Below are 18767 nucleotides of genomic sequence, written 5' to 3'. Positions count from 1 at the left end.
GGTCAGCTCTTCACAGGAATACGCTTTTCGGGACGGGTAATGTCGAAGACATGTTGCACGCAGTTGTCGCCAAGGAATTGAAACTCCACCAGATAGGTTTTGCCGCGCTCTGGCGTAAACGAATTGCTCACTGGCCCGCAGGTATGGAGAACGCCGGTGCGAGGGCCATTTGCATAGCCCGATACTTCAAGCGTCTTATCCGCATCGGCCTGGGTTTCCAGTTGCGGGAAGCGTTTGGCCACTGCGCTGTTGCCCACTTCGTTGAGCTTGGCAATCCAGCCGAACACCTGGCCTCGCCCCGAATCCACAACGGTTCCCACCTCCTCCATGCGGCGGTCGGGATCGTCTGCACGACGGATTGAAAACTCCACCGGAATCGTCGAGCCCGACGCTTTCATCACAACCTTGGCGTGCTGCGCATCGACCGCCACCGTATTCTGATGCAACTGGACACCGTCTTTCAACAGATTGGGAGACGAGTCCCGAACGTTGGAATGGCAGCCTGCAAGCGCGAACGCCAAGGTCAAAGTGGCGAGTGCACGTTTGTTCACGTATGAATCTTCCCTAATCAGCGCAACAGTACAAAAGTGTTATCAAAGTAGCGGCGCGATATTAGATGGCCACTATTTTGACGTCAATCCATCGATTCAGCACCCTGGCGATGCTGATACGCACCGTCAATCAGGCCAGCGGCTGAAATCAGTGCTCAACGCCCAATTTCGTCGCCACGTCCTGCGGCGCAAGCACTCGACCATCGGCTGACATCAACTCAAGCTTGCGGATCGGTTGCCCCTTCTGCGCATCGACCATCACCGAGCCCGACTCGCCTGGCGCGAACAGGTGTTCCCCGCCCCACTGCGACAGCGCAACAATCACGGTTTGCAACGCCCGGCCCTTTTCCGTCAGCACGTATTCCTTGTAGGCGCTGCCATCGGACGCCGGCACCAGGCGCAGGATGTCGCGTTCCACCAGTCCTTTGAGCCGCACGCTCAACATGTTCTTGGCGATTTCCAGGCTCTTCTCGAAATCGCTGAAACGACAAATGCCTTCCAGTGCATCGCGGATGATCAGCAACGACCACCAGTCGCCGATCAGGTCCAGCGTACGGGCAACCGGACAGGCATTGCCTGCAAGGCTTTTGCGCTTCATTTCGGGTATCTCCGGCAAACGACAGATGGGCTGTGGTTGCATCTTACAACTCACGTTGCAAAAGCGATAACACCGTGCGCCACGAACTTAGCACCTGCGTACAAGTGGCTGCAGCGCTTTGCCGCGATAGTGATCGTTGCCATCACGGCATCCACGCAGGCCTACACCCAAGGAGTTTCCATGAGCACGTTCACGACTCAAGACGGCACCGAAATCTATTTCAAGGACTGGGGCAGCGGCCGGCCCGTGTTGTTCAGCCACGGTTGGCCACTGGACGCCGACATGTGGGAATACCAGATGGAATACCTGAGCAGCCGCGGCTACCGCACCATTGCCTTCGACCGTCGCGGTTTCGGCCGCTCCGAGCAGCCGTGGACCGGCTACGACTACGACACCTTCGCCGACGATATCGCGCAATTGATCGAGCACCTGGATCTGCGTGATGTGACTCTGGTCGGTTTCTCCATGGGCGGCGGCGATGTCAGCCGCTACATCGCACGCCACGGCAGCGAGCGAGTCGCCGGCCTGGTGTTGCTGGGCGCAGTGACGCCGCTGTTCGGCAAGAAACCGGACTTTGCCGAGGGCGTCGACAAGTCGGTATTCGACGGGATCAAGGCGGGTCTTTTAAAAGATCGCGCGCAGTTCATCGCTGATTTCAACACGCCGTTCTATGGCCTCGACAAGGGTCAGAAAGTCTCGGACGGTGTGCTGACACAAACCCTGAACATCGCCCTGCTGGCCTCGCTCAAAGGCACCGTGGACTGCGTCACCGCATTCTCGGAAACCGACTTCCGTCCGGACATGGCGAAAATCGATGTACCCACCCTGGTCATCCATGGTGACGGCGACGCCATCGTCCCGTTCGAAACCACCGGCAAACGCGCCGCCGAGCAAATCAAGGGTGCCGAGCTCAAGGTGTATGCCGGCGCACCGCACGGCTTCGCCGTGACCCATGCGCAGGCATTGAACGAAGACCTGCTGGCGTTCCTCAATCGTTGAGTTCGATGTAAATCGAGCGCCATCTGAAAAGGGGCCGCCGACACACCTGTCGACGGCCCCTTTTTTCGTTGTCCAGTCTTCCGGCGCCATAGCGAGGCCCCGTGTTTTCGGGATGTTCAGGCCTCTGCATCACGTTTTTATCTTCACATGCCAGCTTAATAATATTTTACCGATAACCACCCCCTCCCTAGTCTGATCCCAAGCACAGAGAACAGGTCGACAGCGACCTGAATCCAACGGCCTCGTGAGAAGGGATCAGAGATGACCACTGAAATAATAAAAACAGACACGCTTGTTGTCGGCGCCGGTCAAGCGGGTGTGGCCATGAGTGAACACCTGAGCAAACTCGGGGTGCCGCACCTGGTGCTGGAGCGCAGCCGCATTGCCGAGCGCTGGCGCACCGGGCGCTGGGACTCGCTGGTGGCCAACGGTCCGGCGTGGCACGACCGGTTTCCGGGGATGGAATTCGATGATGTCGATCCGGACGGTTTCGCCCACAAGGAACGCGTCGCCGATTACTTCGAGGCCTATGCGAAGAAATTCAATGCGCCGATCCGCACCGGCGTCGATGTGAAAAGCGTGGTGCGCAATGTCGGGCGTCCGGGCTTTACCGTCGAGACCTCCGAGGGCGTGATTGAAGCGGCCCGGGTCGTTGCTGCCACTGGCCCGTTCCAGCGTCCGGTGATCCCGGCCATTGCGCCAAAAGATGAGCGTCTGCTGCAGATTCACTCGGCCGACTATCGCAACCCACAACAACTGCCGGCCGGTGCAGTGCTGGTGGTCGGCGCCGGTTCGTCGGGCGTGCAGATCGCCGATGAATTGCAGCGCTCGGGCAAGCAGGTTTACCTCTCGGTCGGCGCCCATGACCGCCCTCCTCGCGCCTACCGCAACCGTGATTTCTGCTGGTGGCTGGGCGTGCTCGGCGAGTGGGATCAGGCCGCGATGAAACCCGGCCGCGAGCACGTGACCATCGCCGTGAGCGGCGCCCACGGTGGCCGCACCATCGATTTTCGTGGTCTGGCCCATCGCGGCATGACCCTGGTCGGCGTCACCGAATCGTTCAGCGATGGCGTGGTGACCTTCAAACAGGACCTGCGCGACAACCTCAAGCGAGGCGACGAGAACTACCTCGCGCTGCTGGATGCTGCCGACGCCTACATCGAACGCAACGGTCTGGATCTGCCGCTGGAACCGGAAGCCCGCGAGACGTATCCGGACCCTGAATGCGTAAAAAACCCGCTGGCCGATCTCGATCTGGCCGCCGCCGGCATCACCTCGATCATCTGGGCCACCGGTTTTGCCGTGGACTATTCGTGGCTGAAAGTTGCCGCGTTCGACGACAACGGCAAGCCGCAGCACCAGCGCGGCGTGTCCAGCGAAGCGGGTGTGTATTTCCTCGGTCTGCCCTGGCAGTCGCGACGTGGATCCTCGTTCATCTGGGGCGTGTGGCACGACGCCAGGCACGTGGCCGATCACATCGCCACCCAGCGCAAATACCTGGCCTATCGCGATGCCGAACAACGCGAAGCCGCGCTGCACAACCACGCTGTCGACACCGTCGACGCTTGATTTCCCTCTTCAATACCGGTGCCCATCGCGCCGGGTTCGATTTCGTCAGGAGCCTCACATGAGTCAGCCAACCCACACCCGTATCCGCATGTTCAACACCAAGGACACCTACCCGAACCAGACCCTGGACAACGACCTGTGCCAGGCCGTGCGCGCCGGCAACACCGTGTATGTCCGTGGTCAGGTCGGGACCAATTTCGACGGTGAACTGGTCGGCCTCGGTGACCCGCGCGCGCAGACCGAACAGGCCATGCGCAACGTCAAGCAATTGCTCGAAGAGGCCGGCAGTGACCTGAGCCACATCGTCAAGACCACCACGTACCTGATCGACCCGCGCTACCGCGAGCCGGTGTATCAGGAAGTCGGCAAATGGCTGAAGGGCGTATTCCCGATCTCCACCGGGCTGGTGGTGTCGGCCCTGGGTCAGCCGCAGTGGCTGATGGAGATTGATGTGGTTGCGGTGATTCCCGAGTAATTCGACCTTAGCGAAAGGAGGCCACACATGACATTTTCCATCGCCGCCCGCTGCCCCGAAACCGGTCAGTTCGGGATCGCCATCAGTTCCTCCAGCATCGCCGTCGGCGCCCGCTGCCCGTGGCTGCTGCCCGGTGTCGGCGCGGTGTCGAGCCAGAACATCACCCTGCCCTCCCTCGGCCCGGAAGTGCTCGCTTTGATGGAGCAAGGCCTGGCGCCCGAGGCGGCGCTGGACAAGGTGCTGACCCGCAACGGCTACAGTCAGTACCGGCAGATCACGGCGATCAATCACCTCGGCCAGACCGCGCATTTCAGCGGCGCGCAAACCCTGGGCGTGCACAACGCTGTATCCGGCGAGCAATGCGTGGCGGCGGGCAACATGCTCGCCGGGCGCTCGGTGATCGAAGCCATGGTCAGCGCGTTCGAGGATGGCGAAGGCCAATTGGCCGACCGCCTGATCAAGGCCTTGCACGCCGCCCAGGCCCTGGGCGGTGAAGCGGGCCCGGTGCATTCGGCAGCCGTGGTCGTGGTCGGCGAACTGACCTGGCCCATCGTCAACCTGCGGGTGGACTGGGCCGATGAAGACCCGATCGGCCAACTGCAAAAACTCTGGGACGCCTATCGCCCGCAGCTGCAGGACTACATCGACCGCGCCCTCGACCCGGCCAAGGCGCCGGGCTACGGGGTTGCCGGAGACGACCGATGAGCGACAGCGTCGCGTTGCTCAAGACGCTGGTGGGATTCGACACCACCAGCCGCGAGTCCAACCTGCAATTGATCGACTTCGTGCGCAGCTACCTCGAAGGTTTCGATGTGCCGTGCGAGCTGATCTACAACGATGAGCGCAGCAAGGCCAATCTGTTCGCCACGATCGGCCCGGCCGACCAACCGGGCATCGTGCTGTCGGGGCACACCGATGTGGTGCCCGTCGATGGCCAGCCGTGGACGCTGGCGCCGTTCGAACTCAGCGAGCGCGACGGCAAGCTATACGGTCGCGGCACGGCGGACATGAAGGGCTACATCGCCTGCGTGCTGGCGCTGGTGCCGTCGCTGCTCGAAGCACCGCTGCGTATGCCGGTGCACATTGCTTTGTCCTATGACGAAGAGGTCGGCTGCCTCGGTGTGCGCTCGCTGCTCAAGGTGCTGGAGCAACGTCCGGTCAAACCGCTGTTGTGCATCATCGGCGAGCCGACCGAACTCAAACCGGTGCTTGGACACAAGGGCAAACTGGCGATGCGTTGCGATGTTCAGGGTCACGCCTGTCACTCGGCCTACGCGCCACTCGGAGTGAATGCCATCGAATACGCCGCCGAGTTGATCGGCGAACTGGGCCGCATCGGTCGACAGCTCAAGGATGAACACCTCGACCCGCGCTTCGACCCGCCGTATTCCACGGTGCAAACCGGCGTGATCAGCGGTGGAAAGGCGCTGAATATTGTCCCCGCCTACTGCCGTTTCGACTTTGAAATCCGCGCCCTGCCCTCGCAGGATCCGGCACTCGTCGCACAACAACTCCAGGCCTACGCCGAACAGCAAATGCTGCCGCGCATGCGGGCGGTCAGTAAGCAGAGCGATATTCGCTTCAGCGAATTGTCGGCCTATCCGGGGCTGGCGACTGACGCCCGAAGCCAGGCTGCGGAATTGATCGCCACGTTCTGTGGCTCGGACGATTTCGGCACTGTTGCGTTTGGGACTGAAGGCGGATTGTTCGATGCGGTGGGTATTCCCACGGTGGTGTGCGGCCCCGGCAGCATGGATCAGGGCCACAAGCCGGACGAGTTCGTCAGCCGCGATCAGCTCAAGGCCTGCGATGAGATGCTGCAACGGATGCTGGCGTCAATTCGCCTTTGACACCTGCCCCATGCTGTGGGGGCGGACTTGGTCCGGGCGACGCTCCGATGATGGGGTCAGATCAGTCTCTGCTTATGTTGAGGCTGATGGCCTCTTCGCGGGCAAGCCCGCTCCCACAGTAATCCAGCGACTGGCACAGATTTTCGATGTGCCGCAACCGACAGACAGCTGCTCCTGGGGAGGTCGGCTGCGTTCGCGCTTGCATGCACGAAAGCCCCGAAACAGAGCGGTTACGACAGAAAAACGAAGCTCGTTTTTTTAACGCTTGAAGCAACAAAACTACTCATTTATCTCTCCCCGTTCCTTGCCCATGATCAACCCCAACAAGAAATGCGCCGTCCGTGCCGGCGCTCATTGAAGTACGTCCACGTACTCGTCCTTGCCTTGGAGTTCGTCATGACCACCTCTGCATCAACGTCTGCACCGCTCATTGAAAAACACACGATCGGCTACGTGCCGCCCGAAGATCGCCACGGAAAGGTTCGGGATCTGTTCACCCTCTGGTTCGGCGGCAATATCGCGCCGTTGCCCATCGTCACCGGCGCCCTGGGCGTGCAGTTGTTTCACCTGAATCTGGTGTGGGGCATCGTCGCCATTCTGGTCGGCCATCTGGTCGGCGGTGTGCTGATGGCGCTGCACTCGGCGCAAGGCCCGCAGATGGGCATCCCGCAGATGATTCAGAGTCGTGCACAATTCGGCTCCCTCGGCGCACTGCTGGTGGTGTTGATTGCCGGCGTCATGTACATCGGCTTCTTCGCCTCCAACATCGTGCTCGCCGGCAAGTCGCTGCATGGCGTGGTCGACAGCGTTCCGGTGCCGGTTGGCATTGTGATTGGCGCCCTGGGCTCGGGGATCATCGGGATCATCGGTTACCGCTTCATCCATGTGCTCAACCGCATCGGCACCTGGGTGTTGGGGATCGGCATCGTGGTCGGTTTCGGCTACATCCTCACCCATATCCAGACCGATGATTTCCTCACTCGCGGCAGCTTCAACATCTCGGGCTGGCTTGCGACGGTGTCGCTGGCAGCGCTGTGGCAGATCGCGTTTGCGCCTTACGTGTCGGACTACTCGCGTTACCTGCCGGCGAATGTGCCGGTGGCGGCGACTTTCTGGACGACCTATTTGGGCTCGGCGCTGGGCTCGAGCCTGTCGTTCGTGTTCGGCGCCGTTGCCGTGCTGGCAACCCCGGTGGGCATGGACACCATGGACGCGGTGAAACTCGCCACCGGCGCCATCGGCCCATTGATGCTGGTGCTGTTCCTGCTCAGCGTGATCAGCCACAACGCCCTCAACCTGTACGGCGCGGTGCTGTCGCTGATCACCCTGGTGCAGACCTTCGCCTACCGCTGGATTCCGACCGCCAAGAGCCGCGCGGTGATTTCGATCATCGTCCTGCTAGCCTGCTGCTTCGCTGCGGTCGGCGCCTCGGCAGACTTCATCGGCCACTTCGTCGACATGGTGCTGGTGCTGCTGGTGGTGTTGGTGCCGTGGACCGCAATCAACCTGATCGACTTCTACGCCATCCACAAAGGCCAGTACGACATCGCCTCGATCTTCCAGGTCGATGGCGGCATCTACGGCCGTTACAACCCGCAGGCCTTGCTGGCCTATGCGATCGGTATCGCGGTGCAGATTCCGTTCATGAACACGCCGCTGTACGTGGGCCCGGTGTCGGCGCACATCAACGGCGCGGACCTTTCCTGGCTGGTGGGATTGCTGGTGACGTCGCCGCTGTATTTCTGGCTGGCCAGTCGTGACAGTGCTTATCGCCGGCGGCTGACCTCGGGAAAACTGGCGGGCAGTCTCTGAGATTGACACGATGCACCAACAAGGCCCGCCCTGTGCGGGCCTTCTGCTTTGCGTTGTGCTATTTCTTTACGCCCGACGACAACCGGAAATGGAAATCCCATGCTGCGAATTCTGGGCAAAGCCTCATCGATCAATGTGCGCAAAGTGCTGTGGACCTGTGCTGAACTGAACCTTCCCTTCGAACGCGAAGATTGGGGCTCGGGTTTTCAGTCGACGTTGACACCGGAGTTCCTCGCACTCAATCCCTGCGCGATGGTGCCGGTGATCCAGGACGATGACTTCACGCTGTGGGAGTCGAACTCGATCATTCGCTATTTGGCGTCGCGCTATGCCGGCGAACCACTTTACCCGAGCGAGCCGCGCGCCCGCGCACGGGTGGATCAATGGATCGACTGGCAGGCTTCGGAGCTGAACAAGTCCTGGTCGTACGCGTTCATGTCGCTGGTACGCCAGTCACCCGCGCATCAGGACAGCCTCGCGCTCACGGCCGGTTGCCGGGAGTGGGCAAGGCACATGGAGATCCTCGACCGGCAGCTGCAAAAGACCGGCGCCTATGTCAGCGGCGAGCAGTTTTCCCTCGCTGACATCCCTGTCGGCCTGTCGGTCAATCGCTGGTTCGAGACGCCGCTGGAACATCCGTATCTACCGGCGGTGAGCGCTTATTACGAACGCTTGAATCAGCGCCCCGCTTACCGATTGCATGGACGCAACGGCACGCCATGATTCCGGTCATTTTTTTTGAACGCCTCGCGGCGCTACTGACGTGCCCGCCACCGAGGGCACGATGAAGACGCTGAATCGGGCACACTTGTTCAATCAAATAAGCAGGTCTTCATAGAAGGCGCCGTACGGAAGCTCAGGATGTTCGATCTGGATTTCCAGAATCCACACACCGGCATTCGGAGCCTGTTCGAAGTCACCCAGATTGCCGCCGCGATAGATCGCGTGAGGAAAATCGCTGACCCGGTGCCCTTTGATGTCCAGATTCAGCTTCCAGCCCATGGCCTCGGCCTGATCGGTGGCGTAGCGATACAGTTCGACACCGGTTACGCCCTGACGCCAGAAGGCCTCGACCTTGTCGAAGAGTTCTTTGGAGGCGGCTGCGCAGGCAATCATTTGCGGATCGGACCCGGTGACGAACGTCGCCCCGGCATCGCCTTCGTGGCCTTCCCAGACCACGCCCATGTCGATGAAGAAAATGTCCTCTTCACCCAGGATCGGATCGCCTTCGGAGCGCTCCTTGAAGGTCTTCAGCGTGTTGGCGCCAAAACGGATCAGCAGCGGGTGCCAGATTCGGTCCATGCCCAGTTCGACAAGGATTTCCTTGCCCCGCGCATGGGCTTCGGATTCGCGCATACCGGGTTTGATCACCTTGGCGATCTCGTCCACGGCCTTCCAGGTCAACTGCTGGGCGTGGCGCATGGTTTCCAGCACAAAACGCTCACCTACTGCTTCTTTACCGCTCAGGGCTGTGGTCATCGCTGATTCCTTCTGGCTAATCGCTTGCGCTGTATAGTTTTTTATATTGCGGTACAGGACGCCTAAGATACAACCATGACACAAAGTGTCAATTCTCTTCTGCACGCACCACACCGCGCTCCTCCAGCAAACGCACAAACATGCTCAGACTGCGCGACACCGTACCCCGCCGCCATACCAGCCACGTCGTCAGATAGCGGAAATCCGCCGCCAGCGGCCAGACACTCACCGTCGCGCAGCCGGGCATGCTCTGCAGCATGCTGCGCGGCATCAAAGCCAGACCGGCGCCCGCGCTGACGCAGGCGAGCATGCCGTGATAGGACTCCATTTCGAAGATCTTGCCGGGCACCGCAGCGTCGGTGCTGAACCACTTTTCGAAGTGATGGCGATAGGAGCAGTTCGAACGGAACGCGTAAATGTTCTCGCCATTCACGTCCGCAGCACGCTGGATCGGCCCATGATGGAGCGGCGAGATGATGACCATTTCCTCTTCGAATGCCGGAATGCCTTCCAGCGCCGGGTGCAACACCGGACCATCGACAAATGCAGCGGCCAGACGTCCCGAAAGCACACCGTCGATCATCGTCCCGGAGGGTCCGGTCGACAGGTCCAGATCGACCTTCGGATGCTGCTGGTTATAGGTCGCCAGCAAACCGGGAATGCGTACCGCTGCCGTGCTTTCCAGCGAACCCAGCGGGAATGCACCCTGAGGTTCTTCGCCGGCGACCGTGGCGCGGGCTTCCTGAACCAGATCGAGAATCCGCCGTGCGTACTCGAGAAAACTCCAGCCGGCCGGCGACAGCCGCAAGCGGCTCTTCTCGCGGATGAACAGATCGACGCCCAGGTCTTCCTCCAATTGTTTGATGCGGGTCGTCAGGTTCGACGGCACGCGATGGATCTGCGCCGCTGCCGCGCTGATGCTGCCGTGCTCGGCCACGGCCTTGAAGATTTCCAGTTGCACCAGATCCACAGTCATTCTCCAATCGTGAAAGAAACGCTCTTTATTATTCAGTTTCCAGAAACCAAACACCACCCTACTCTGAGCGCATCCACTGACTTCGCAGGACGATGCCATGAGCCCGATTTCCAGCCAGACCCACGCCATCTCGATCAACCCCGCCACCGGGGAACAGATCGGTCACTACGCCTTCGAATCCGCTGAAGCCCTCGACGCTGCACTGACCCGTGCCGCGTTCGGCTTCGGAAAATGGAAACGCAAGCCGCTGCAGGACCGCTCCCATGCCCTGACCGCGCTGGCCGGCGCTCTGCGTGACAGCAGCGAGGCCATGGCGACCATGATTACTCAAGAAATGGGCAAGCCGATCGCCCAGGCCCGTGGCGAAATCGAAAAATGCGCCAGGCTCTGCGAGTGGTACGCCGAACACGGCCCGGCCATGCTCAACGCCGAAGCGACCCTGGTCGAAGGCGGCAAGGCGCGCATCGAATACCGTCCGCTGGGGCCGATCCTCGCCGTCATGCCGTGGAACTTCCCGATCTGGCAAGTGCTGCGTGGCGCCGTCCCGGCGCTGATCGCCGGCAACACTTACGTGCTCAAGCATGCGCCGAACGTGATGGGCAGCGCCTATCTGCTGCGCGACGCCTTCACCCGCGCCGGTTTTGCCGACGGCGTGTTCGAAGTGATCAACGTCACCCCGGAAGGCGTGTCCACCGCCATCGCCGATCCACGCATCGCCGCCGTGACCCTGACCGGCAGCGTCCGCGCCGGCATGGCCATCGGCGCACAGGCCGGTGCCGCACTGAAAAAATGCGTGCTGGAGCTGGGCGGCTCCGATCCGTTCATCGTGCTCAACGACGCCGATATCGACGAAGCCGTGCAAGCGGCAGTGATCGGTCGTTACCAGAACTCAGGCCAGGTCTGCGCCGCCGCCAAACGCTTGATCATCGAAGAAGGCGTGGTCGAGGAATTCACCCGCAAATTCGTCGAAGCCACCCGCCAGTTAAAGATGGGCGATCCGTTGTCCGCCGACAACTACATCGGCCCGATGGCCCGTTTCGACCTGCGCGACGAGCTCGATCAACAAGTGCGCGACACCCTGGAAGAAGGCGCCACCCTGCTGCTCGGCGGCAGCAAAGTAGAGGGTTCGGGCAACTACTACGAGCCGACCGTACTGGCCGACGTCACCGACCGCATGACCTCGTTCAAGCAGGAACTGTTCGGCCCGGTGGCCTCGATCATCACCGCTCGCGACTGCGCCCATGCCGTGGCGTTGGCCAACGACAGCGAGTTCGGTCTGACTGCAACGATCTACACCGCCAACGTCGCCCTGGCCCAACAACTGACCAGCGAACTGGAAACCGGTGGCGTGTTCATCAACGGCTACTCCGCCAGCGACCCGCGCGTGACCTTCGGCGGCGTGAAGAAAAGCGGTTTCGGCCGCGAGCTGTCGCACTTCGGCGTGCGCGAGTTCTGCAATGCGCAGACCGTGTGGCTGGATCGCCGCTGATCCATTGAAAAAAGCCCGGAAGCGTTTTGCGCTTCCGGGCTTTTTCATTTATGCCGCAGCCTGTCGGGGTTCCGACACCGTCCGATCCTTGCTCAACAGTCCCAGCACCACAGCCGCCGACACCAGCGTGATGATCGTCAGGATGTGCAGCAGATACTGGAACGCCGAGGCGTAACCCTGCACCAGACGTTCATTGGCCAGGCCCGGAACCGTGTTGATCGCATGGGCCATGTCGCCGGTGGTCACCCGGTGCGCCGTCTCCGCAATCAGCGCGGTGTCTGCACCGCTGGCCACGGCTTGCAGATCGGTATGCAGCAGCGAGGCAAGAATCGCCGCGACACTGGCCAGTGCAATCCCCTCACCCGCCACCCGCACCGTGTTGAAAATCCCGGCCGCCATGCCGGCCCGTTCTTTCGGCACCACGCTGACCGACAATCCATCCATCAAGCCCCACGGAAGGCCCGCGCCGATCCCGATCAACACCATCGGCATCACCAGCGCGAATTTCGGCTCACCGACGTTGTACAGGCTCAGCCAGTGCAGACCCACGGCGGCAATCAAAAAACCAACGCCCGACAAGAGACCCGCCGAGACAAACCGGGTCATCGATGCTGCCAGCATCGGCACCACCAGCATCGGTGCCGACAGCGCCAGCAACAGCAAACCGGCATCGATTTCACTCAAGCCTTCGACGCCGATAAAGCGCAACGGCAGCATGACCACTAGCACGATGTAGCAAAAGCAGGTGCCGATCGGCAGCATCTGCACGCCGATAAAGCGCGGAAAACGGAACAGCGTCAGATCTAGCATCGGACGTTTGACACGCATTTCGATCATGACAAACAGTGCCAGCAACAGCGCCGAAGCGCCCAGCAGACCGACCACCAATGGACTCCCCCAGCCGTTTTCGGGAGCCTGGATCACACCGAACGTGAACAGCGCCAGCATCGAGCTGAACGTCACGGTGCCCGGCCAATCGAGACCGCTGGCGTCGGGGTCGCGGGTTTCACGCATGCGCGGCAGGCCGAAGACCATCGCGATCACGCCGATCAGTGCGGTGAAGACAAAGATTGCACGCCAGTTGAACGCCTCGATCAACGCCCCGGCCACCAGCGGCCCAAACGCCAGACCGATGCCAAACGTGGTGCCGAGCATGCTGTAGGCACGGGTGCGCGCATGGCCTTCGAATTCCTGCGCCAGCGCCGCCGAACCGCTGGCCAGCGCCGCCGCCCCGGCCACGCCCTGGATCGCCCGCAACACATCCAGCCAGACCACCGAAGGCGCCAGGCTCTGGGCAATCGACGCTGCGGTAAACAACAGCATGCCGCCGGTGAACAGGCGTTTACGCCCATAAACGTCAGCCAACGCCCCCGCCGCCATCAGCAGACTGCCGAACGACAACATGAATGCATTGGTGATCCAGGTCAGCGCCACCGGGTTGCCGCCCAAGTCACGACCCATGGCCGGCGTCGCGACCGCGCCACCGGTAAAACTTAACGGAAGGACCAGTGCCGACAGGCAAATGGCCGCGAGGATCAGCAGCTTGTCGCGCTCGCCAGGGTATTGGGAGACAGTTGTCATGGGTTCATCCAATGAATAGAAAATCAGGCTTGATGCGACTTTAAAGCCGTTCCATTGATGCGATAATCCCAACAAAATTACATGACTTTGTGAAAGGTGCTCACTAATGAAAAATCCGTCCACGGCGGATCTGTCGATCTTTCTGAGCATCGCCCAACATCTGAATTTCAGCCGTGCGGCGGTGGATCTGGGCCTGACACCTTCAGCGTTGAGCCACTCGTTGCGGGCTCTGGAAAATCGCCTGGGCGTACGCCTGTTCAATCGCACCACCCGCAGCGTGGCCCTGACCGAGGCCGGCGAACGGCTTTACGGCCGGCTGAAACCGGCGTTTCGCGATATCGAAGATGCGCTCGAAGACCTCAACCACTTTCGTGACAAACCCTCGGGCAACCTGCGCATCACCTCCGGACGCCAGGCATGCGAACTGGTGCTGCTGCCGATCGCCAGCGAGTTCCTGCAGGCCTACCCGGACATTCGTCTGGAGGTGGTCGAAAGCGATGCGCTGCTGGATATCGTCGCTGCCGGATTCGATGCCGGCGTGCGCTTCGGCAATCGGCTGGAGGCGGACATGGTGTCGCTGCCCATCGGGCCGGACCTGCGTTCAGTGGTGGTCGGTTCGCCGGCGTTTTTCCAGCGACATCCTGCGCCGCAGCAACCTGAAGAGCTGCATGCCCTGCCCTGCATCCGCCATCGGTTCCCGAGCGGTTCGATGTACCGCTGGGAATTCGAACGTGGTGGCATTGAACAGGAAATCGACGTCAACGGCCCGCTGACCCTGGGCGATGTCAGCCTGATGGTCGGCCCCGCGCTGCAAGGGCTGGGACTGGCTTATGTGTTCGAAGACATGGTCAGCGAACACCTCGCCGCCGGGCGTCTGGTGCAGGTGCTGGCAGACTGGTGCCCGTACTATCCCGGGCTGCATCTGTATTATCCGAGCCGACGCCATGTACCGGCGCCGCTCAAGGCCTTCATCGATTTTGCCCGCAACGCTCGCCACAGCAAAACGGGCTAGCTACAGGTACTTCAACCAGGCGAGGTCACGTCGCCGAGACTTCAATGCCGAGAACCAGCGCACCGCCGGAAACAGCGCGACCGCCAGCAGCATCGCCGCCAACCACACCGCCGTCACCGACGAGAAACCGAAATAGCTGCCCTGATTGAGCCCGAACAACGCCACGCCGATCAGGTACAGCACCTTCAATGCATACAGGTGCAGCAGGTAGAAAAACATCGGCGCCGAACCGAACACGGTCAGCCAGCGAATCCAGCGTCGATCCTGTGCACGCTCGAACACCAGCAACAACAGCAGCCCGACGCTCACTGTCAGCGTGATGAACAACAGCGACGGCGGGTATTTGGTGATGTTGAAAAAACTCATCAGGGTTTGCAGGCTGCTGTCATTGATCGACCACGGTTTCTCGCCGTAACCGTTGACCAGTCGCAGCACCACGAAACCCACCAGCCCGGCGATGCCAACGATCAGCAAACGTCGCTGCCGCACGCCTGCATCGGCCGCACGTGCGAACCACGGCCCCAGCGCGTAACCCAGACCGATCACGCCGATCCACGGCAGCAACGGGTACGACGTGCGCAAACGCAAACTCTCGCCGACTTCGATCCAGCCGCGGTCATGCAGGATCGCCCACGGCACATGCAGCACCGACTCCGTTGCGAAGTGCAGTCCGTCGAGCAGGTTATGCCCGGCGATGATCGCCAGACTCAGCATCAACAACAGCCAGCGAGGCAACCAGACCAGCAGCGACAGCGTGATCATGCTCAGGCCGATGGCCCAGATCACTTGCAGGTAGATCACGGTCGGCGGCAGCTGGAACGTCCAGGCGAAATTCACGAGGGTGAATTCGAGCGCTACCAGAAACAGTCCGCGCTTGAACAGAAAGGCACTGACGTCAGCCTTGCCGTCGTACTTCTCGCCGAACAGCCACGCCGACAATCCGGTCAGCAGCACGAACACCGGCGCGCACAAATGCGCCAAAGTGCGGCTGAAGAACAGCGCCGGCTCTGTGCTGGCAATGTCCATCGGATCGGACACCTGACGATGCAGCAGAAAGGTTTCGCGCACGTGATCGAGCAACATGAACAGAATCACCAGGCCACGCAGCGCATCAATGGACAGCAACCGGCCAGTCGCCGAGGGGGCAGAACGGGGAACCGCAATCGTCATGGGGGTATCGCAATCGAAAGGTTGATCGATGCAGCCGCCCGAAAGCGGCCGCACAATTTGCGTTACCTTATAACATGAAAAACCGATCCAATCGCCAGCGATTCTCAAACAGCGATCACGCTGTACGCAGGGTTTCCAGCACGACTTGCAACGGATGGCGCAACTGTTGATCGGCCTGGCGCTTGACCTGACTGCGGCAGGAATAACCGGTGGCCAGTGCCTCGCCCTTCTCCACCGGAGCCTCGATCTGCTTCGCCCAGGACTGCTCGTAAATCACCGCAGAGGTCTGGCGATTGCGCGCTTCGTGCCCGTAAGTGCCGGACATTCCGCAGCAACCGGTGGCCTGCGTCGTCAGCTTCAGGCCGACCCGTTCGAACACCTGCTCCCATTGCCGGGTCGCGGCGGGCGCATTGGTTTTCTCGGTGCAGTGCGCCAGCAGACGGAAGGTTTCCTCGCGGCGCCGATCGACTGGCTCCGGCATGACGTTGAGCAGCCATTCCTGCACCAGCGCCACCTCCGGGCATTTTTCCATCCCCGGCACTTTCAGGTATTCCTGGCGATAAACCAGAGTCATCGCCGGGTCGAGCCCCACCAGCGGCACGCCCATTTCGGCCAGTGCGTGCAGTTGCCCGGCATTGCGCAACGCCGCACGATTGAACGCCGAGAGGAAACCCTGCACGTGCAGCGGCTTGCCGTTGGCACTGAACGGCGCCAGATACACCTGATAGCCCAGTCGCGAAATCAGCTCGATCAGATCCGCCAGCAATGGTGCTTCGAAATACCGGGTGAACGCGTCCTGCACCAGCACCACACTGCGCTCGCGTTGCGCCTGAGTCAGCGCCGACAGCACCTCGACCGACGCCGGCTGAACCTGCCAGCGGCGCATCGCCGCGTGGAAATCGAAACGACTGAGTAACGGCACATCGACCATTCCACCAAGACGCTCGATCAAGCGACGGCTGAACGAAGCCCCCATCAAACCGTTGTAGAGAAACGGAATCCGCGCCATGTACGGAATCGTGTATTCCAGCGAGGCAATCAGATAATCCCGCGCCGGCCGCAGATAACGGGTGTGGTACAGCTCGAGAAAACGGGAGCGGAAGTCCGGCACGTTCACTTTCACCGGGCACTGCCCCGCGCAAGATTTGCACGCCAGGCAGCCGGCCATGGCGTCGTACACCTCATGGGAGAAGTCCTGTTCCTGCGCACGGCTGTTGCGCCAGCGCTGCAGCAACGTACTGAAAAACGGCGGACGGCGACTGGCATCGGACAACACATCGACACCCGCCTCGCCCTGCAAACGCAGCCATTCGCGAATCAGCGAGGCGCGGCCTTTTGGCGACTGCGCACGCTGGCGAGTGGCTTTCCACGACGGGCACATCGCATCGTCAGGATCGAAGTTGTAGCAGGCGCCGTTACCGTTGCAGTGCATCGCTGCACCGTAGTCCTGCCAGACTTTCTCGTCGATCTGCCGGTCCAGTTCGCCGCGCAGGGTCACTTCGTCAATCTTCAGCAATGCAGCGCCGGGAATATCCGGCGTGGCGATCTTGCCGGGGTTGAACTGGTTGAACGGATCGAACGCCGCCTTCAAGGCTTGCAACGCCGGGTACAAATCACCGAAGAAGGCCGGCGCGTATTCCGAGCGCAGGCCCTTGCCGTGCTCGCCCCACAGCAGGCCACCGTAACGCTGGGTGAGCGCGGCGACGCCGTCCGACACCGGTCGCACCAGCGCGGCTTGTTGCGGGTCTTTCATGTCGAGAATTGGCCGTACGTGAAGCACGCCGGCATCGACATGGCCGAACATGCCGTATTGCAATTGATGGCTGTCGAGCAGGTCACGCAGTTCGGCGATGTATTCGGCCAGGTGTTGCGGTGGCACGGCGGTGTCTTCGACAAACGGCTGCGGCCGCGCTTCACCGGCAACGTTGCCGAGTAAACCCACTGCGCGTTTGCGCATGCCATAGACGCGATTCACCGCCGCATGCCCGACGGCCAGCGTGTGGCCGAGGCGCTCGACCGTGGCGTCGGTGCCCAGGTGCTGGACGAAAGCCTCGACCCGGCCTTGCAGTTCCTCGGGATCGTCGCCGCAGAACTCCACCAGGTTGATCCCCAATGTCGGCCGCTCGGCGCTTTCCGGGAAGTATTCGGCGACGCCGTGCCAGACGATGTCCTGCATCGCCAGCAACAGCACTTTGGAGTCCACGGTTTCAATCGACAGCGGCTTGAGTGCCATCAACGCGCGGGCATCACGCAACGCGTCCATGAAGCCGCCATAGCGAATGTTCACCAGCATGGTGTGCTTGGGGATTGGCAAGACGTTGAGCTTGGCCTCGACCACAAACCCCAGCGAACCTTCAGCACCGCACAGCACGCTGTTGAGGTTGAAACGGTTGTCGGCCTCGCGCAGGTGCGCCAGGTCGTAGCCGGTCAGGCAGCGGTTGAGATCGGGAAAGGTTTCCCGGATCAGCTCGCCCTGCTCATCAATGATCTGCCGCGCACAGCGATACACCTCGCCGGCCCGGCCTTCACGGGCGCATTCCGCTGCCAGCTCACTTTCTTCAAGTGGGCGGCCGTGCAAGCGCTCGCCCCCGCGCAGGACCATGTGCAGTTCCAGTACGTGGTCGCGGGTCTTGCCGTAGGTGCAACTGCCCTGGCCGCTGGCGTCGGTGTTGATCATGCCGCCAACGGTGGCGCGGTTCGAGGTCGACAGTTCCGGAGCGAAAAACAGCCCGGCGGATTTCAGCGCGGCGTTCAGTTGATCCTTCACAACACCGGCCTGCACCCGCACCCAACGCTGTTCAACGTTGATTTCGAGGATGCGGTTCATGTGCCGCGACAGGTCGACGACGATACCGTCGGTCAACGACTGGCCGTTGGTGCCGGTGCCGCCACCGCGAGGGGTGATCACCACTTTCTGGTACGCCGGTTCGGCGATCAGACGGGCCAGCAGCGCCACGTCGTCGGCGTCACGCGGGAATACCGCCGCTTGCGGCAAGCGCTGATAGATCGAGTTGTCGGTGGCCAGCACCACGCGGCTGGCGTAGTCGGCACTGATTTCGCCACGAAAGCCGCTGGTTTCAAGGGCTTTGAGAAACTGTTGGTAGTCGGTGTTCAACGCGGTGGAAGGCGATAGTTGGGCAATCATCGGGCGTGCAATCTCGGTCAAAAACGGGCCGTGTGGCGGTGAACAGTTGTGCGCAAGGAAT

General features: G+C 61.4%; 16 protein-coding genes. 9 read left to right on the top strand and 7 right to left on the bottom strand.

All coding sequences use genetic code 11. The features are described 5' to 3' along the window. Positions 1 to 2: 2 nt before the first annotated feature. Together J5M72_RS17055 and J5M72_RS17050 are read right to left on the bottom strand one after the other, a co-directional pair. Positions 3 to 551 (bottom strand): hypothetical protein, encoded by a 549-nt coding sequence (locus J5M72_RS17055; RefSeq protein ID WP_207866559.1) that lies wholly within the window; start codon positions 549 to 551, stop codon positions 3 to 5. Between the two features lie 148 nt (positions 552 to 699). Next, entirely contained in the window at positions 700 to 1149 is a 450-nt protein-coding gene (locus tag J5M72_RS17050; protein WP_169430720.1) for a helix-turn-helix domain-containing protein, read from the bottom strand. A gap of 180 nt (positions 1150 to 1329) precedes the next feature. On the opposite strand from J5M72_RS17050, the gene J5M72_RS17045 reads away from it, so the two are divergent. The 7 genes from J5M72_RS17045 to J5M72_RS17015 all read left to right on the top strand — a co-directional run bounded on the left by J5M72_RS17045 (position 1330) and on the right by J5M72_RS17015 (position 8577). Beyond that, positions 1330 to 2148: an alpha/beta hydrolase gene (locus J5M72_RS17045; RefSeq protein WP_207866556.1), complete on the top strand. Its 819-nt coding sequence runs from the start codon at positions 1330 to 1332 to the stop codon at positions 2146 to 2148. A 261-nt stretch (positions 2149 to 2409) separates the two neighbouring features. Further along, positions 2410 to 3717 carry an NAD(P)/FAD-dependent oxidoreductase gene (locus J5M72_RS17040; protein WP_207866554.1) on the top strand — a complete coding sequence of 436 codons (1308 nt, stop codon included), beginning with the start codon at positions 2410 to 2412 and terminating at the stop codon, positions 3715 to 3717. Positions 3718 to 3775: 58 nt separating this feature from the next. Then, positions 3776 to 4192 carry a RidA family protein gene (locus J5M72_RS17035; RefSeq protein ID WP_007950460.1) on the top strand — a complete coding sequence of 139 codons (417 nt, stop codon included), beginning with the start codon at positions 3776 to 3778 and terminating at the stop codon, positions 4190 to 4192. A 27-nt stretch (positions 4193 to 4219) separates the two neighbouring features. Continuing rightward, complete coding sequence (locus tag J5M72_RS17030; RefSeq protein ID WP_169430723.1) at positions 4220 to 4897, top strand: DUF1028 domain-containing protein; 678 nt, start codon at positions 4220 to 4222, stop codon at positions 4895 to 4897. After that, entirely contained in the window at positions 4894 to 6042 is a 1149-nt protein-coding gene (argE, locus tag J5M72_RS17025; protein ID WP_207866553.1) for an acetylornithine deacetylase, read from the top strand. Before J5M72_RS17030 ends, argE begins: the two co-directional genes overlap by 4 nt. Positions 6043 to 6438: 396 nt before the next feature. Further along, on the top strand, positions 6439 to 7854 hold the full coding sequence (locus J5M72_RS17020; RefSeq protein WP_207866551.1) for a cytosine permease: 1416 nt from the start codon (positions 6439 to 6441) through the stop codon (positions 7852 to 7854). 99 nt (positions 7855 to 7953) lie between these two features. Then, the gene (locus tag J5M72_RS17015) at positions 7954 to 8577 is read left to right on the top strand and encodes a glutathione S-transferase (RefSeq protein ID WP_207866549.1); all 624 of its coding nucleotides are present in this window, start codon (positions 7954 to 7956) and stop codon (positions 8575 to 8577) included. Between the two features lie 93 nt (positions 8578 to 8670). On the opposite strand, the gene J5M72_RS17010 is transcribed toward J5M72_RS17015, so the two are convergent. Beyond that, a complete protein-coding gene (locus J5M72_RS17010; protein WP_207866547.1) occupies positions 8671 to 9333 on the bottom strand; it encodes a M24 family metallopeptidase in 663 nt (220 codons plus the stop codon). 88 nt (positions 9334 to 9421) lie between these two features. Beyond that, complete coding sequence (locus J5M72_RS17005) at positions 9422 to 10303, bottom strand: LysR family transcriptional regulator (protein ID WP_039767672.1); 882 nt, start codon at positions 10301 to 10303, stop codon at positions 9422 to 9424. 103 nt (positions 10304 to 10406) lie between these two features. Here J5M72_RS17005 and J5M72_RS17000 point away from each other — a divergent pair, with 103 nt between their 5' ends. Then, positions 10407 to 11798 carry an aldehyde dehydrogenase family protein gene (locus J5M72_RS17000; RefSeq protein ID WP_207866545.1) on the top strand — a complete coding sequence of 464 codons (1392 nt, stop codon included), beginning with the start codon at positions 10407 to 10409 and terminating at the stop codon, positions 11796 to 11798. Positions 11799 to 11846: 48 nt separating this feature from the next. Here J5M72_RS17000 and J5M72_RS16995 read toward each other — a convergent pair whose 3' ends face one another. Further along, positions 11847 to 13379, bottom strand: a complete 1533-nt coding sequence (locus tag J5M72_RS16995; protein ID WP_207866543.1) for an MFS transporter — start codon at positions 13377 to 13379, stop codon at positions 11847 to 11849. A 106-nt stretch (positions 13380 to 13485) separates the two neighbouring features. Here J5M72_RS16995 and J5M72_RS16990 point away from each other — a divergent pair, with 106 nt between their 5' ends. Beyond that, a complete protein-coding gene (locus J5M72_RS16990; protein WP_207866541.1) occupies positions 13486 to 14391 on the top strand; it encodes a LysR family transcriptional regulator in 906 nt (301 codons plus the stop codon). Here the strand turns inward: J5M72_RS16990 and J5M72_RS16985 are convergent, their stop codons facing one another. Continuing rightward, positions 14392 to 15561: a DUF1624 domain-containing protein gene (locus J5M72_RS16985; protein ID WP_207866539.1), complete on the bottom strand. Its 1170-nt coding sequence runs from the start codon at positions 15559 to 15561 to the stop codon at positions 14392 to 14394. A 115-nt stretch (positions 15562 to 15676) separates the two neighbouring features. Beyond that, on the bottom strand, positions 15677 to 18706 hold the full coding sequence (locus J5M72_RS16980) for an FAD-binding and (Fe-S)-binding domain-containing protein (protein ID WP_207866537.1): 3030 nt from the start codon (positions 18704 to 18706) through the stop codon (positions 15677 to 15679). Positions 18707 to 18767 lie beyond the last annotated feature (61 nt).

Origin of the sequence: Pseudomonas sp. 58(2021) (assembly GCF_017491585.1) — a bacterium.
Classification (GTDB): domain Bacteria; phylum Pseudomonadota; class Gammaproteobacteria; order Pseudomonadales; family Pseudomonadaceae; genus Aquipseudomonas; species Aquipseudomonas fluorescens_BT.
Note: the sequence above shows the minus strand (reverse complement) of the source record. Positions and strands in the feature narration are given on the sequence as shown.

Excerpts from the sequence above, each read along its gene's own strand:
- J5M72_RS17050 (WP_169430720.1), bottom strand. The coding sequence starts at position 1,149 with ATGAAGCGCAAAAGCCTTGCAGGCAATGCCTGTCCGGTTGCCCGTACG.
- J5M72_RS17045 (WP_207866556.1), top strand. The coding sequence starts at position 1,330 with ATGAGCACGTTCACGACTCAAGACGGCACCGAAATCTATTTCAAGGAC.
- J5M72_RS17040 (WP_207866554.1), top strand. The coding sequence starts at position 2,410 with ATGACCACTGAAATAATAAAAACAGACACGCTTGTTGTCGGCGCCGGT.
- J5M72_RS17035 (WP_007950460.1), top strand. The coding sequence starts at position 3,776 with ATGAGTCAGCCAACCCACACCCGTATCCGCATGTTCAACACCAAGGAC.
- J5M72_RS17030 (WP_169430723.1), top strand. The coding sequence starts at position 4,220 with ATGACATTTTCCATCGCCGCCCGCTGCCCCGAAACCGGTCAGTTCGGG.
- argE (WP_207866553.1), top strand. The coding sequence starts at position 4,894 with ATGAGCGACAGCGTCGCGTTGCTCAAGACGCTGGTGGGATTCGACACC.
- J5M72_RS17020 (WP_207866551.1), top strand. The coding sequence starts at position 6,439 with ATGACCACCTCTGCATCAACGTCTGCACCGCTCATTGAAAAACACACG.
- J5M72_RS17015 (WP_207866549.1), top strand. The coding sequence starts at position 7,954 with ATGCTGCGAATTCTGGGCAAAGCCTCATCGATCAATGTGCGCAAAGTG.
- J5M72_RS17010 (WP_207866547.1), bottom strand. The coding sequence starts at position 9,333 with ATGACCACAGCCCTGAGCGGTAAAGAAGCAGTAGGTGAGCGTTTTGTG.
- J5M72_RS17000 (WP_207866545.1), top strand. The coding sequence starts at position 10,407 with ATGAGCCCGATTTCCAGCCAGACCCACGCCATCTCGATCAACCCCGCC.
- J5M72_RS16995 (WP_207866543.1), bottom strand. The coding sequence starts at position 13,379 with ATGACAACTGTCTCCCAATACCCTGGCGAGCGCGACAAGCTGCTGATC.
- J5M72_RS16990 (WP_207866541.1), top strand. The coding sequence starts at position 13,486 with ATGAAAAATCCGTCCACGGCGGATCTGTCGATCTTTCTGAGCATCGCC.
- J5M72_RS16985 (WP_207866539.1), bottom strand. The coding sequence starts at position 15,561 with ATGACGATTGCGGTTCCCCGTTCTGCCCCCTCGGCGACTGGCCGGTTG.
- J5M72_RS16980 (WP_207866537.1), bottom strand. The coding sequence starts at position 18,706 with ATGATTGCCCAACTATCGCCTTCCACCGCGTTGAACACCGACTACCAA.